A 13,322-nucleotide genomic window follows, 5' to 3' on the forward strand; every position below is an offset into this window, starting at 1 on the left:
CCTCTGAACGCGCGGGCGGGGCGGCTGCGGTCGCGACGGCAGCCGCCCCGCCCGCGCGAAGCATGCCGCAAGCACCGACCACCGAGGAGTACATCACTCATGCTGTCCGCATCCGTCACCATCGACCCGGCGTTCGTCGTCGGGCCGGTACGCCCCCGCACGTTCGGCTCGTTCGTCGAGCACCTGGGCCGCAGCGTGTACACGGGCCTCCACGACCCCGGCCACCCGACCGCCGACGCCGACGGCTTTCGTGGCGACGTCGTCGAGCTCACGCGCGAGCTGGGGGTCTCGACGGTGCGCTATCCCGGCGGCAACTTCGTCTCGGGGTACCGCTGGGAGGACGGCATCGGACCGGTCGAGCAGCGTCCCCGGCGTCTCGACCTCGCGTGGCACTCGACCGACCCGAACCTGGTGGGGGTCGACGAGTTCGTGCGGTGGTGCGTCAGGGCCGGCGTCGAACCGATGATGGCCGTCAACCTCGGCACCCGCGGTGTGCAGGAGGCGCTGGACCTGCTCGAGTACTGCAACGTGCCGGGCGGCACGGAGTGGAGCGACCTGCGCAGGGCCAACGGCGCCAAGGACCCGTACCGGATCAAGATGTGGTGCCTCGGCAACGAGATGGACGGACCGTGGCAGATCGGCCACAAGACCGCGCACGAGTACGGGCGGCTCGCTGCCGAGACGGCGCGGGCGATGCGCATGGTCGACCCGGACCTCGAGCTCGTGGTGTGCGGCTCGTCGGGCTCGCAGATCCCTACGTTCGGCGAGTGGGAGCACACGGTGCTCACCGAGACGTACGAGCACGTCGACCACATCTCGGCGCACGCGTACTACTGGGAGGAGGACGGCGACCTCGCGTCCTTCCTCGCCTCCGCCGTGGACATGGACCGCTTCGTCGACGCGGTGGCCGCGACCGCCGACGCCGTGCGCGCGGCGGGCAAGCACACCAAGCGGATCCACGTCTCGTTCGACGAGTGGAACGTCTGGTACCAGAAGCGCGCCGAGTCCCGGCCGCCGTCGGGCGACGACTGGCCCGTGGCGCCCGTGCTGCTGGAGGACCGCTACAACGTCGCCGACGCCGTCGTGGTCGGCAACCTGCTCATCTCCCTGCTGCGGCACACCGACCGTGTGCACGCGGCCTCGCTCGCGCAGCTCGTCAACGTCATCGCGCCGATCATGACCGAGCCGGGCGGGCGGTCCTGGCGGCAGACGACGTTCCACCCCTTCGCGCTCACCGCCAGGCACGCCGCAGGGGACGTGCTGCGCCTGGCCGTGGCCGCACCCGTTCAGGAGACGGCCAAGTTCGGCGCCGTCCCGGTGCTCGACGCCGTCGCGACGCACGACGCCGAGACGGGGGCCGTGGTGCTCCTCGCGGTGAACCGGTCGCTCACCGACGACGTGGCGCTCGACGTCGACCTGCGCGGCTTCCCCGGGCTCCGGGTGGCCGAGGCGCTCACGCTGTCCAACCCCGACCACACGTGGTCGGCGACGGCGGACGACGCCACCTCCGTGCTGCCACGGCCCAACACGACGGCGAAGGTCTCCGACGACCACGCGCACGTGGACCTGCCGCCGGTGTCCTGGTCGATGCTTCGCCTCGAACGGATCTGACGTGCACCCGAGCAGGGCCCCTCACCGGCTCCCGTCCGGGTGGTCGACGTCGTCCCCGCCGCCCAGGTCCGTGCAGTCGACGGCGAGGGCGCCGTGCGCACGCAGGTACGGCCCTGCGCCGGTGTCCCGGCGCACCGCGGCGCCGAGGAGCTGCCAGTGCGCGCGGCCCACCAGCACGGGGTGCCCTGGCCTGCCGTCGTAGGTGGCGCGGGCGAGCGCGTGGTGGGCATCCTGCTGCGGCACGGAGCCCAGGACCCGGCGTACGGCGTCGGGCCGCAGGCCGGGAAGGTCGACCAGGGAGACGACGGCGACTCGCGCTCCCGGCCGGTCGGCGGCCGCGAGGCCGGTGCGCAGCGACGCCGCGATACCGCTGCGCCACCCCGAGGCGACCACCGTCCGGGCGTGGGCGGGGACCAGCTCCTCGGCCTCGTCGGCCCGGGCTCCGAGCACGACGACGACCTCCCCGCAGCCGCCGCCGACGAGCGCCCGGCAGGCCAGCTCAAGCCACGACGTTCCGGCGTCGGTCCTGGCCAGCGCCTTGGGCATGCCGTAACGGGTACCGGCGCCGGCCGCGAGCACCAGCCCGACCGCCCTCGTGCCGCTCACCGACTGCTCAGTGCCTGCGCGCCGATGACGGACAGGACCTGAAGCTTCTCGTAGCTCTCGGTGCCTGGCACTGCGGTGTAGACCATCAGCGAGTGGGCCTGACCCGGGTCGACCAGCCGCTGGCAGTTGAGCTCGAGGGCACCGACCTCCGGGTGGACGAAGTGCTTGACCTCGTGCGGGTGGATCCCGATCTCGTGGTCGTCCCACACGCGCCGGAACTCCTCGCTGCTGTCCAGCAACAGACCCGCCAGGTACGCGGCCCGGGACTCCGGGCCCCTGAGGGTGACCAGCGCGCGCAGCCCTGACGCGAACATCCTGGTCAGGAACGCGTGCTCCTCCGGAGCGTAGAGGTCCCGTGCGGCCGGGTCGGTGAACCACCGGTAGCCCATGCTCCGGGCAGGTCCCGTGAACCGGGTCGTGTCGCCGGTGAGCGCGACACCCATCGGCGTCTGCCGCAGCGTCTCGCCGACCTCGGTGACGATCTCGGCGGGCGTGTCCTCCAGCCGGTCCAGGATGCGCAGTATCCGGCTGCGCGACGACGACACGGCGGTGGTGTCCACCGGCGTCTCGGACGTCGGTACCGGCGGGGCGACCGTGGTGGCGATCTCCGGCGCCGACGCCCTTGGCCTCCCCATGAAGCGGGTCACCCCGGAGATCGGTGACACCCTCCTGCCCCCGGGCGCACCCGCGGTGGGCTCCAGCAACACGCACGCGACCGTACCGCTAGTCGTGGACGCCGCCCGGAACGTCATCGCCGAGCTCAAGCGGGTCGCCGTCACCGAGAACGGGTCGCCCTGGCAGGGTGCGGACACCTCGGACCTGCGGTACGAGCGCGGCATCCTGCACGGGCTCGGCCACTCGATGACCTTCGGCCGCCTGCTGGCCGCCGTCGGATCGCCGGGCGTCGAGATGGAGTCCTCGCCGGGCGGTGGCGAGCCCATCCCCGGGTACGCGTACCACAGCTTTGGCGCCCATTTCTGCGAGGTGCGGGTCAACCGGTTCACCGGCGAGACCCGCGTCACCCGGTTCACCACCGTCGCCGACGTCGGCCGCATCATCAACGCCCGGGCCGCCCGGAGCCAGCTCGTCGGCGGCGTCATCTTCGGCATCGGGTACGCGCTGCTGGAGGAGAACCATCTGGAGCTCGCCACCGGACGCCTGGCGAACAGCACGCTGGCCGACTACCTGGTGCCCGTGAACGCCGACGTCCCCGACATCGACGTGCACATGCTCGACCGGCCCGACCCCGTCCTGACGGGGCCGCTGGGCGACGGCAGCGAGGACGTCGGGACCAGGAGCCTGGGGGCACGCGGCCTCGGGGAGATCGGCAACGTCGGCTCGGCGGCAGCGATCGGCAACGCCGTCCACAACGCCACCGGTATCCGGGTGTACGACGTCCCCATCACCCCCGACAAGCTGATCGAGCACCTGTAGACGCCGACGCGCGGGACCCGCCCGTCACGACGTCGACGGCCGGCGGAGCCTTGGGCACGCTCACTCTGCCCTCGGTGAGACCACGCCGGAGGCTGCGGAGACCGCTGCGGATCTCATCAAGGAGGACTTCGGGCTGCTCAAGGGCGGCGAAATGGCCACCCTTGCTCGCTTTTCCGTAGTGGATGAGATTGACGTAGGTGTCTTCGATCCATGTGCGCGGCATCAATGGGATGTCGCGGGGGAACACTGTCACCGCGACCGGCAGTGTCAGCTTCGGGCCGGCCATGGTGGCGGCACGGTTCTCCCAGTAGATCCGAGCGGAGGACGCGGCGGTGTTGGTGAACCAGAACAGCGAGATCGCGTCGAGGATGTCGTTGAGATCGATCGCGTCCTCGGCGAGGCCGTGGTTGTCGGTCTTGGACTGGAACTTCTCATAGATCCACGCCGCCTGCCCTGCTGGGGAGTCAGCGAGGGCAAAGCCGGGGGTCTGTGGTTTGGTGCCCTGGAGGTGGTTGGATCCCCCGAGAGTGCCGCTGTAGAGGGCGAGACCGTCGACGGCGGACTGCTCCTCCGGCGACAACGCCTGCGGGATCGTCGCCGGGAACGCGTATGGGGTATTCAGATGGATCCCGATCAGCCCGTCCGGCTGCATGGCCCCGAGCATCGTCGTCACGACGGCGCCCCAGTCACCACCGTGCGCGGCCCACCGGGTGTAGCCGAGCCGCTGCATCAGCTCAGCCCAGGCCGCTGCGATGCGTTCGACGTTCCACCCCGTCTCGGTCGGCTTGGCGGAAAAGCCGAACCCGGGTAGCGACGGAATGACCACGTCGAAGGAGTCCTCGATCGCCCCGCCGTGCGCTCCCGGGTCGGTGAGCGGGCCGATCAGCTTCAGGAAGTCCGCCACAGAGCTCGGCCACCCATGAGTCAGGATCAACGGCATCGCGTCCGGGTTCGGGGACTTGACGTGGATGAAGTGAATGTCGAGTCCGTCGATCTCGGTCAGGAACTGCGGGTACCGGTTCAGGTCCGTCTCGAACCGACGCCAGTCGTAGTTGTGCCGCCAGTCCTGGACAAGCGCCTTCGCCCTGCCCAGACGGACCCCCTGGGACCAGTCACCGACGGTCTCCGCGTCCGGCCACCGGGTTCTCGCAAGCCGCTCCCTGAGGTCCTGGATGTCCGCGTCGGGAACCGCCGCTACGAAGGGCCGGATCTGCGTCGATGTCGTCATGGAATGTGTGCTCCTCTTCGGAACTACTGGCGAAACGCCTTCGTTGCACACGCGTGTGCAACTTCGATGCCACCACCGTACTCCCTTGCACAGAGGTGTGCAATCATTGAGTCATGAAGCCGGAATCCGCCCGGGCGAGGGCCATGGAGAAGACACGGAACCGGATTCTCGACGTCGCCCGCGACATCCTGGGGCAGAACCCCGACGCGGGAATGGGCGACATCGCAACCGCAGCAGGCGTCGTGCGCCGGACGGTGTACGGGTACTTCCCGGCTCGTTCTGACCTGGTGCGCACTCTCGCCGAGCGGGCAGTCGAGGAGATTACCGACGTGCTGAAGGAGATCGACGCCGATGATGCGCCCGTCGATGCGGCGTGGGCGCTGTTCGTCGCACGTCTCTGGCCGCTGGCGCACCGGTACCGGGTGCTGCTGGCGTTGCGTCGTGGCGAACAGGGCGACGAGATCCACGCCCTGCTGGGTTCGGTCGACCGAACCCTGGCCGATCTCGTGCAACGTGGCCAGGACGCAGGAACCTTCGGGCGACACCTGCCCGCCATGGTCCTCGGACAGATCGCCTACGCAACGGTGTTCACCATCGCCGACCAACATCGGGCCGAGGGTGCGCCCGACGTCCGCGCCGCCACGATCACCAGCCTGCTGGTCCTCGGCACCTCCGCGTCACGCGCACACGAGCTCGCCGACCAAGAGGAACGGTGAGTGGGGCCTGGCGCCTGTGGTGGTGCGGCTGATCGGCGACCGGCGGCGCGGAGGACACATCGCACTCCCCCGTGGAGACGACGGTGCAGCCATGCTCCAGATCCTTCCGGGTCTTCGATGTCTCCATCAGACCCGGGGCGAGACAGTGACTTCCGCGCCAGGATTCCCCGCGGTGCTCAGCGCCCCGTCAGGACGAACTTCGTGATCGCCAGGAACTCCCGCACGTAGTCGACAGGGATCCCGTACCACGGCGTGTCCGCGTGCGCGTGGGTGCTGGCGATTCCCGCTACCTCGGCGATCTCGCCTGCCCTGTACACGTGGTAGTCGTTCGTGATGAAGGCCGTCGTGCAGTCCGCGTCGAAGTGCGCGTGCAGGAGCCTCTTCGCGAAGACGAAGTTCTCGTAGGTGCTGGTCGACCGGTCCTCCCGCATGATCCGGTCCTCCGCGACTCCGCGCGAGACCAGGTACCGCTCCATCGCGAGTGCCTCGGTGATGGAATCACCGGGCCCTTGGCCTCCGGCCACAGCGATGACGGCATCCGGGTTCGCGGTGGAGTACTCGACAGCCACGTCCAGCCGAGAGCGGAGCGGCGGCGTCACCTCCTCGCCGTTCAGCGCCGTCCCGAGGACGATGACGGCATCCTCCTGGTGCGAGACGGTGTCCACCCTGCCGAGAACTGCGATGAACGCGAACAGGAGAAGCATCAGCCCGCTGCCGATCAGGATGGGGATCCTCATCCACTGGAGCAGCCCTTTTCGCCTGCTGGCCCGGACCCTGTCTCGACAGAGACCGTAGAACAGGTAGAGGACGCCGATCCCGAACGTCGCGACGACGCCCGAATTGATGCTGAACGTGATCGACACGATCAGGGCATCGAGGATCAGAACCGCTCCGAGAAGAATCCAGACGATCCTCGTGAACCTCTCCACCCGCACTACAGACCGTCTACCCGACTGACCACCGTGTCGAGCGTCGGCCACGGAGATCCTGCGCGCAGTACGCGCAAGAGCTCCTCACCGAACAGTCTCCCCCGCGGGAACTGGTCGTCGACGTCCCAACGCCAGGCGGCGACCATCGCGAGGACGAGGTGCCGGCACTCGTCCAGCAGCTCGTGGTGAACGCCCGGGTAGTGCTCGCTGACCGCCTCCGGAACATGGGCGAGATCGAACTCGACGGGTCCCCGGCAACAGGTCTCGAGGTCGATGAACAACGGGCCGTACTCCGTGCTGAGCACGTTGCCCGGATGCGGCTCGCCATGGAGCAGCTGCTCCGCGGCGCCGCGATCGTCGATCGCTCGTCGCAGGCCGGCCAGCTCGCCGACGAGAAGCGCGCGGTCGGCGTCGGCGAGCTCCGGCGAGCGGCCCACGTCGATGACGATCTTCTCCGCCTCCGTGATCCGGTCCGTGAACCGCGGGCTCGGCAGGTCGACCGTGCGCATGCCGTCGTGCAGCCGCTTCAGGGCCTTGGCGAAGCCGACCGGCGAAGCCCCCGGCGTCACAGACTCGTAGTAGGTCCAAAGAGTCACGGCGAAGCCGTCGCGCTCGTACACCCGCGGGTCCACCCGAGGCTCCAGGTGAGCCAGTGGAGCTCCGACCTCGACGAGCCGCTGGGCGAGGTCGACCTCGAACTGCGCGACCTCTTGCCCCACCAGGGCGACGCGGGCGAAGACGTCGCACGGCGTCAGCCGCAGGGCCAGCTTGTTCGAGTTGTGCAGCACGACGGCGGCGTCGGCGAGCAGGTCGAGCGACGCGGCGACCGAGGTCGCAGCCGTGACGGCGCGCGTGACGTCGGTCATCTCCACGGTCGCATCCTGGCACGGGCAAGCAAGACGATTTCGGCGACTCCACCTGGTTCACCCGCCAGCCACCCGGCACGGCACCAGGTCGGCTGCCACGATCGGCCGGTTCTGCACGCGCCGCTGCGAACGGAGACGCACGTGACCGGCTACGTCGTCGTGGACGTAGAGACCACCGGGTTGTTCCCCGGCGGACAGGACCGGATCGCGGGCCTGGTGGCCGAGCTACTGCGGGGACGCACGTTCGTGGCGCACAACGCTCAGTTCGACCGTCGGTTCGTGTGGCATACGTTCGCCGCGACCGGGTACGACGTCCCGCTGATCGCTCAGCCCGGCAGAAGTAGCCGATCTCCAGGCCGTGGCCTCTTGGAGGCCCGGCCCTCGGGTCGTGACGGGCGTCGCAGATACCCTGCCTACCGGGCCGACGACGGCTCCGGCGCGACCGCCCGCGGAACCGGCACGCCGCGCTGGGCGAGGTCGGCGATGAACCGCGCGGCCAGCACATCGGGTGCGGCCGACGTCAGCGCGACGAGTTCCCGCGTCCACCTCGGCGTGAAGGACCGGACCGCCGCAGGCAGACCCGGGCCGACGGCGCTGGCCGGGCAGACCGCGATGCCGAGGCCCGCTGCGGCGAGCTGAGGTGCGGCCGTCGTGACCGAGGTGCGCATGACGGGGTCGACCCGCACCCCGGCGTCGGCCAGGTGCCGGTCGAGCCAGACGCTGAGTCCGTTGTCCGGGGCGAAGTGGACCAGGCACACGCCGTCCAGGTCCTGCAGGCTTACCGAGGGACGTGTCGCCAGGGGATGATCGGTCGGCGCCACGAGCACGATCTCCTCCTCTGCAACCACCGTCGCCGTGAATCGGTCCGGGACGGCGCCGGGCATCAGTACGAGATCAGCCTCGTCTCCGTCGACCAGGCCGTGCAGCTCGTCCGGCGACGTGGATTCGCGCACCGAGATCGCGACGTCCGGATGGTCGCGGTGCCAGTCGCCGAGCACGGGCGCCACCACGGAGACGAGGCTCTGCGCGCAGGCCAGCCGGAGCGCCCCGCCGCGGCCCTCACCCGTAGCACGTGCCGTACGGATCGCGGAGGCGGCCGCCTCCACAGCCCTCCTGGCCTCGACGACGGCGGCGCGCCCCGCCGGAGTGAGCCGGACGCCGCGCGCCTCGCGGCGGATCAGCGCCGTCCCCACCTCCCGCTCGAGCGCAGAGAGCTGGTGCGAGACGGCGGGCTGCGACGAGTAGAGCAAGCGCGCGGCCTGGGTGATCGACCCGGCGTCCGCCACCGCGACGAGGCACTCCAGCGCTCGGAGAGATGTCATCCATAAACCTTATGGGAGCCGTCCAAACTATGAGAAGCCTGGAGGGAATCGCTCGGCCCTGCCGCGTGCTGAGACGTACGGAGTCCCGTGCCCGAGCCGAGGGAACGAAGGCCCGCGAACCAAGGAGAATCAGATGGCACAGGTATTCGTCACCGGCGGTTCAGGCTTCATCGGACGGGTGCTCGTACGGCGCCTGCTCGACGAGGGGCATTCGGTCCGTGCCCTGGTCCGCAGCGCCGCCTCGGCCCAGGTCGTCACCGCGTTCGGCGCGCGAGCGGTGACCGGTGAGCTGACCGACCCGGCGACCTGGCAGGACGCGGTCACCGGAAGCGACGTGGTGTTCCACCTGGCCGCGGAGACCGATATCACCGCGGACCGGGCGCGCCACGAGCTGGTCACCGTGGAGGGCACGCGCGCCGTGGTCGCGGTGGCCCGCTTCGCGCAGGCGCCCCGCCTCGTGTACTGCGGGAGCGAGGCGGCTCTGCTCGCCGGCGAACCGCTCCTCGAGGTCGACGAGACGGCCCCGCTGCGGCCGGACTCGGAGGCCGCCTACAGCGCCACCAAGGCTGACGCCGAGCAGATCGTCCTGGACGCGAACGGCCCCGGCCTGGCCACCGTGTCGATCCGCCCCCGGTTCGTCTGGGGTCCTGAAAGCATCCTCATCGAGGGTCTCGTCGCCGGCGCCCGAGCGGGCCAGTTCGCCTGGATCGAAGGTGGCCGCCACCTCACCGACGTCACCCACGTCGCCAACGCCGTCGAGGGCCTGATGCTCGGCTGGACGAAGGGTCGCCCCGGCCAGGCGTACTTCGTCACCGACCAGCACCGTGTCGTCCTGCGCGAGTTCCTGGAGGAGCAGTTCGCGAGCTACGGCCTGGACACGCCGATCCCCGACATGGACGCCGAGACCGCCGCCGAGCAGGTCCCGGTCCCCGCCCGCTGGTTCCTCGGCCAGCCGTGCCTCCTGCGCACCGACAAAGCCACCACCGAGCTCGGGTACGCACCCGTCATCACCCACGAGAGAAGCCACTCATGAAGTTCGTCAGCATCGGACGCGGGACCATCGGCGGGCTCGCCTCGTTCTGGCGCGAGGCCACGGACTTCTTGTCCCACACAAGCACCGAAGCATCCCGGCGGTGGCCCCCACGTCCCGGCGTCATCCCAGGTCAGCGACCCGATCTACGGCTGTAGTGCTTGGGACCAGCCGGACTACGGGAGTCCGCCTATCGTGGCTCCCTCTGGCTCACCGCGCTCCGGATGACTGTTGCGCGTGTGGGTTGCGAGCCAGGGCGAGCCTGCGATGGTGGGAACTGGCCCAGAGACGGGGCCACCCAGACCTGTCGGACAGTTGCCTGACGGCCGAGCTGGCGGGCCAACACCTGGAGGATGGATCATGGCAACGGGAGAAACCGGATTCGATGACGTCACGTTCGACCTCATCTCTGTGCAGTACCACTCGCTCAAGGCGGGCCACGACTACGGGCAGTACGTACGCGATGCTCGCAACGCTGGCGTTGAGGAGATCGCGCGGTTCTTCGAGCAGGTGATGGCAGAAGACTCGGAACGTGCCCAACAGTGCCATCGCTTTCTTGCTGAACTCACGGCACGTGGGACTTCCGCGACGTCGCCGCAGGGCACGAGCGACCGGTAGCCGCAACTGGCCGCCTGCCAAGCGAGGGGGAGTCCCACGATCCGGGGCTCCGCCCCTCATCACGATTGCCTCGATGCCCGCCGCCGAGGATGTCTTGAACCACCTCGGGAGTAGCGGCGCCGCGATCATGGCAACCCGCGCCAGAGTCTTCAGTCGCGCAGTAATGACAGTCGGTCGATGACGGAGGACTGCAGGTGCGGCGGCCACGGGAACAGGGGTGCCGCGACTCGCAGCTGGGCGAGTCCGTGGAGTCCGACCCACAGCGCCGCCGTGTCGGCATGTGGATCGGAGCTTGTTGAACGACCGGCTTCGGCGCAGTCGGCGACGGCTTGCCGCAGGATGTTGAAGGTCTCCATCCCGAGCGCGGCGAGGTCGTCGGCCAGGTCGGGGGCGTGCTTGAGGGCCTGGCTGGCGTCCCAGACAGCACCGAACAGAATTCGGTAGCGGTTGGGCCACTGCTCAGCGAACGCCAGGTAGGCCGTACAGACCGCCCGCAGGTGGTCGGCAGGGTCGGAGTGGTCCCCGACCTCGCGGAGCTCGTGGCCGAGCTCTGCGAAGACGCGTTGGGTGACCGCAAGCAGGATCCCGTCGCGGTCGGGAAAGTGCTGATAGATGGCCGGCGCCGAGATCCCGACCTCTCTGGCCACAGCGCGCAGGGTCACGCTCTGCTCCGTACCGCTGTTGAGGAGCCTCGTGGCGCCGTCCACGATGTCGTCACGCAGCAGGCCGCCATGGTGGCGGTCGCAGCGATCGCCTTGGCCGCCCCCGCGAACGCCAAGGTTGCGGCCTCGGAGAGGTCGTCGTCTTCGTCGGCGGCGTCCGCCGATGGCGGCCATGGAAACCAGCACCGCACGCGTGCCATCGTCACCAGGTGGGCATCGGCGTGGAACGGCAACCGGCCGGACGAGCTGGCCGAGCTGTTCAGCCGCGATGCCAACTACACCGACGTCGCCTTGAATGTGGCGTGGCACGGCAAGGCCGAGATCGGCCAGTGGGTGACCAATACCCACGCCGGTATCAAGGACGTCCGAGTAGAGGTCAAGTCGCATTTCCGCAGCGGTAACCAGATCGCCGTCGAGTGGACCTTCTCCGGTGTGATGCCCGGTGCGACCAAGCCGTTCGCCGTACCGGCCGTCACCATCATGAAGCTGCGAGGCGCGCGCATCCACACCAACAACGACTACTACAACCTCGCCGACGTGCTCAAGCAGTCCGGTCTCCCGGCCGAATGGTCCCCCTCGGGCAGCTGACGCCCCGGAGGCGTCTTGTCATACCGGGCGCGAGCAGTGTCCGGTCATACCCGAGAACGTCCGGCCCTCAGCCGTTGGCCAGCGCGCCAGAGCGGACAGCGGCGACGACTCCGCCGTCGACCAGCAGGTCGGTGCCGGTGACGAAGGACGACTCGGGGCCGAGCAGGAACGCGACCGCGTCCGCGATGTCGCCTGGCGTGCCCAGCCGCTTCGTGCCGGAGGCCTCGACCATGGCACGCATCTGCGCGCCGCTTCCGCTGTCGAGCTCCTCCTGGCCCATTGGCGTGGAGATGACGCCGGGGCTGACGCTGTTGATCCGTGCACGCCGCGCACCCCACGCACGGCTCGCGGCCTGCACCCGGAGCTGGTTGGCTCGCTTGGCGAGACCGTAGGCGGCACCCGGGGAAGCGAACGCCTGGTCGGTCCAGAACGGGAGGTCGAGGAGCTGGTCGGTCGGCGTCAGCGCCAGTGCGCCCTCCAGCTCGGCGGGAAGGCGCCCGGACGTCAGGCTTCCCGCCATGCTGGCGATCACCACACCCGCACCGCCCGGCGCGACGACCGCGCCGAACGCGTCGAGGACGTGTGCGACACCCAGGAGGTCGACGTGGAGGATCCGGTCCACCGTCGCCTGGGTCGGCGAGAGGCCGGCCGTATGGATCACCTGCACGACGCCGCCCGCAGCAGCCGCGGCGTCGGCAAGATCGGTGACCGACGTTGCGGAGGACACATCGACCACGTGCCCGTCCACCTGGTGTCCTTCGCCGCGCAGGGCCTCGACCGTCCGGTCCAGGCCTGCCTGGTCGAAGTCGGCGAGGACCAGCTTCCTGCCCGAGCCTTGGCGCCGCGCGATCGCCTGGCCCATACCTCCGGCGCCGATCACGACGACCACTTCGTCAGCCATTGCTGCTCCCCTCGTCACTATCGAGACTGTACGTCTCGCAAGCGGAGGTTGGACCCTCGTCCCATGACAGTCGCGCTCCGTGGTCGGCCGGGTCGAGGCCCGACCCGCTCGTCCGGCCCTGACGGCAGATGACAGCTGCGGGCGCTCCCCTGTGGAGGCGACGGTTCACTCGACGTTCACTCGACCGGATTGCTTTCTACCCTGGAAGCTTGCGGGCTATTGTGATGCCCGTGCGGAGGGCCATATACCTGCGTGCTCAAGCCTGAGAGGTGGAGGAATGAGCGACGCAGGTCGTGTGATGGACGGCGCGGAGCGGTTCGAGGCGGATGCTGTCGCGCGCGGACTCGACGTTGAGATCGTCGAGCATCTGGAAGCGCAGAACCTCGCAGAGCTAGCCGATCAGCTCAGCATCCAGCCGGACGACATCGTGAAGTCGCTTGTCGTGAAGCGGCACGACGGAAACTTCCTGTTCGCGCTGATCCCCGGCAGCCGCCAGGTCTCGTGGCCGAAGCTCCGCGCGGTGGTGGGCGTCAACAAGCTGCGGATGTCCGACGAGGAGATGGCCCTCGACGCGACGGGCTACCAGCGCGGCGTCACGCCGATCGGGTCGACCACGGCCTGGCCGGTCGTCGCCGACGAGCGAATAGTCGGCCGCCGTATCGCCATGGGCGCGGGGGCGGCCGGGCGCATCGCCTTCATCGACGCGGACGCCCTGGTCGCCGCCTACGGTGCGGCTGTCACCGACATCAGCGCTGAGGAATCGCCGCACTGACCTGATGACCGGACGCTGGCTGCCCGCCGCTGCCCAGCC

General features: G+C 69.6%; 14 protein-coding genes and 1 pseudogene. 7 read left to right on the plus strand and 8 right to left on the minus strand.

Going from position 1 to position 13,322, the window contains the following annotated elements; all coding sequences use genetic code 11:
• The first annotated feature begins 99 nt into the window (after positions 1–99).
• Positions 100–1,611 carry an arabinosylfuranosidase ArfA gene (gene arfA / locus APR04_RS06595; RefSeq protein WP_253868689.1) on the plus strand — a complete coding sequence of 504 codons (1,512 nt, stop codon included), beginning with the start codon at positions 100–102 and terminating at the stop codon, positions 1,609–1,611.
• Between the two features lie 21 nt (positions 1,612–1,632).
• On the opposite strand, the gene APR04_RS06600 is transcribed toward arfA, so the two are convergent.
• Positions 1,633–2,217 carry a nucleotidyltransferase family protein gene (locus tag APR04_RS06600; RefSeq protein WP_253868690.1) on the minus strand — a complete coding sequence of 195 codons (585 nt, stop codon included), beginning with the start codon at positions 2,215–2,217 and terminating at the stop codon, positions 1,633–1,635.
• Positions 2,214–2,741, minus strand: a pseudogene (locus APR04_RS06605) (MmyB family transcriptional regulator); the annotation flags it as partial. The gene APR04_RS06600 and the pseudogene APR04_RS06605, both read right to left, overlap by 4 nt.
• Between APR04_RS06605 and APR04_RS06610 the strand changes: the two are divergent.
• Positions 2,731–3,651 (plus strand): xanthine dehydrogenase family protein molybdopterin-binding subunit, encoded by a 921-nt coding sequence (locus APR04_RS06610; RefSeq protein WP_253868692.1) that lies wholly within the window; start codon positions 2,731–2,733, stop codon positions 3,649–3,651. The pseudogene APR04_RS06605 and the gene APR04_RS06610 overlap by 11 nt on opposite strands.
• Here APR04_RS06610 and APR04_RS06615 read toward each other — a convergent pair.
• Entirely contained in the window at positions 3,620–4,879 is a 1,260-nt protein-coding gene (locus APR04_RS06615) for an epoxide hydrolase family protein (RefSeq protein WP_253868694.1), read from the minus strand. The two genes, APR04_RS06610 and APR04_RS06615, sit on opposite strands and share 32 nt — an antisense overlap.
• Before the next feature lie 113 nt (positions 4,880–4,992).
• Between APR04_RS06615 and APR04_RS06620 the strand changes: the two genes are divergently transcribed.
• On the plus strand, positions 4,993–5,595 hold the full coding sequence (locus APR04_RS06620) for a TetR/AcrR family transcriptional regulator (protein ID WP_253868696.1): 603 nt from the start codon (positions 4,993–4,995) through the stop codon (positions 5,593–5,595).
• A 176-nt stretch (positions 5,596–5,771) separates the two neighbouring features.
• Here APR04_RS06620 and APR04_RS06625 read toward each other — a convergent pair whose 3' ends face one another.
• The 3 genes from APR04_RS06625 to APR04_RS06635 form a co-directional block, all read right to left on the minus strand.
• The gene (locus tag APR04_RS06625) at positions 5,772–6,524 is read right to left on the minus strand and encodes a YdcF family protein (protein ID WP_253868698.1); all 753 of its coding nucleotides are present in this window, start codon (positions 6,522–6,524) and stop codon (positions 5,772–5,774) included.
• A gap of 5 nt (positions 6,525–6,529) precedes the next feature.
• A complete protein-coding gene (locus APR04_RS06630; RefSeq protein ID WP_253869259.1) occupies positions 6,530–7,390 on the minus strand; it encodes a phosphotransferase in 861 nt (286 codons plus the stop codon).
• 413 nt (positions 7,391–7,803) lie between these two features.
• Entirely contained in the window at positions 7,804–8,712 is a 909-nt protein-coding gene (locus tag APR04_RS06635) for a LysR family transcriptional regulator (protein WP_253868700.1), read from the minus strand.
• Between the two features lie 133 nt (positions 8,713–8,845).
• On the opposite strand from APR04_RS06635, the gene APR04_RS06640 reads away from it, so the two are divergent.
• On the plus strand, positions 8,846–9,745 hold the full coding sequence (locus APR04_RS06640) for an NAD-dependent epimerase/dehydratase family protein (protein WP_253868702.1): 900 nt from the start codon (positions 8,846–8,848) through the stop codon (positions 9,743–9,745).
• Between the two features lie 357 nt (positions 9,746–10,102).
• Positions 10,103–10,360 (plus strand): acyl carrier protein, encoded by a 258-nt coding sequence (locus APR04_RS06645; RefSeq protein WP_253868703.1) that lies wholly within the window; start codon positions 10,103–10,105, stop codon positions 10,358–10,360.
• 149 nt (positions 10,361–10,509) lie between these two features.
• On the opposite strand, the gene APR04_RS06650 is transcribed toward APR04_RS06645, so the two are convergent.
• A complete protein-coding gene (locus APR04_RS06650) occupies positions 10,510–11,196 on the minus strand; it encodes a TetR/AcrR family transcriptional regulator (RefSeq protein ID WP_301312196.1) in 687 nt (228 codons plus the stop codon).
• On the opposite strand from APR04_RS06650, the gene APR04_RS06655 reads away from it, so the two are divergent.
• On the plus strand, positions 11,092–11,610 hold the full coding sequence (locus APR04_RS06655) for a nuclear transport factor 2 family protein (RefSeq protein ID WP_253868707.1): 519 nt from the start codon (positions 11,092–11,094) through the stop codon (positions 11,608–11,610). The genes APR04_RS06650 and APR04_RS06655 overlap by 105 nt on opposite strands.
• A gap of 67 nt (positions 11,611–11,677) precedes the next feature.
• On the opposite strand, the gene APR04_RS06660 is transcribed toward APR04_RS06655, so the two are convergent.
• The gene (locus APR04_RS06660; protein WP_253868709.1) at positions 11,678–12,511 is read right to left on the minus strand and encodes an SDR family oxidoreductase; all 834 of its coding nucleotides are present in this window, start codon (positions 12,509–12,511) and stop codon (positions 11,678–11,680) included.
• 277 nt (positions 12,512–12,788) lie between these two features.
• Here APR04_RS06660 and APR04_RS06665 point away from each other — a divergent pair, with 277 nt between their 5' ends.
• Complete coding sequence (locus APR04_RS06665; RefSeq protein ID WP_253868711.1) at positions 12,789–13,283, plus strand: aminoacyl-tRNA deacylase; 495 nt, start codon at positions 12,789–12,791, stop codon at positions 13,281–13,283.
• The last annotated feature ends 39 nt before the right edge of the window (positions 13,284–13,322 follow it).

It is taken from the genome of Promicromonospora umidemergens (assembly GCF_024171995.1).
Classification (GTDB): Bacteria; Actinomycetota; Actinomycetes; order Actinomycetales; family Cellulomonadaceae; genus Promicromonospora; species Promicromonospora umidemergens.

Bases quoted from the DNA above. Each gene is read 5' to 3' on its own strand.
- APR04_RS06635 (WP_253868700.1), bottom strand. From the start codon at position 8,712: ATGACATCTCTCCGAGCGCTGGAGTGCCTCGTCGCGGTGGCGGACGCC.
- arfA (WP_253868689.1), top strand. From the start codon at position 100: ATGCTGTCCGCATCCGTCACCATCGACCCGGCGTTCGTCGTCGGGCCG.
- APR04_RS06615 (WP_253868694.1), bottom strand. From the start codon at position 4,879: ATGACGACATCGACGCAGATCCGGCCCTTCGTAGCGGCGGTTCCCGAC.
- APR04_RS06610 (WP_253868692.1), top strand. From the start codon at position 2,731: ATGCGCAGTATCCGGCTGCGCGACGACGACACGGCGGTGGTGTCCACC.
- APR04_RS06630 (WP_253869259.1), bottom strand. From the start codon at position 7,390: ATGACCGACGTCACGCGCGCCGTCACGGCTGCGACCTCGGTCGCCGCG.
- APR04_RS06655 (WP_253868707.1), top strand. From the start codon at position 11,092: ATGGTGGCGGTCGCAGCGATCGCCTTGGCCGCCCCCGCGAACGCCAAG.
- APR04_RS06645 (WP_253868703.1), top strand. From the start codon at position 10,103: ATGGCAACGGGAGAAACCGGATTCGATGACGTCACGTTCGACCTCATC.
- APR04_RS06640 (WP_253868702.1), top strand. From the start codon at position 8,846: ATGGCACAGGTATTCGTCACCGGCGGTTCAGGCTTCATCGGACGGGTG.
- APR04_RS06665 (WP_253868711.1), top strand. From the start codon at position 12,789: ATGAGCGACGCAGGTCGTGTGATGGACGGCGCGGAGCGGTTCGAGGCG.
- APR04_RS06620 (WP_253868696.1), top strand. From the start codon at position 4,993: ATGAAGCCGGAATCCGCCCGGGCGAGGGCCATGGAGAAGACACGGAAC.
- APR04_RS06650 (WP_301312196.1), bottom strand. From the start codon at position 11,196: ATGGCCGCCATCGGCGGACGCCGCCGACGAAGACGACGACCTCTCCGA.
- APR04_RS06660 (WP_253868709.1), bottom strand. From the start codon at position 12,511: ATGGCTGACGAAGTGGTCGTCGTGATCGGCGCCGGAGGTATGGGCCAG.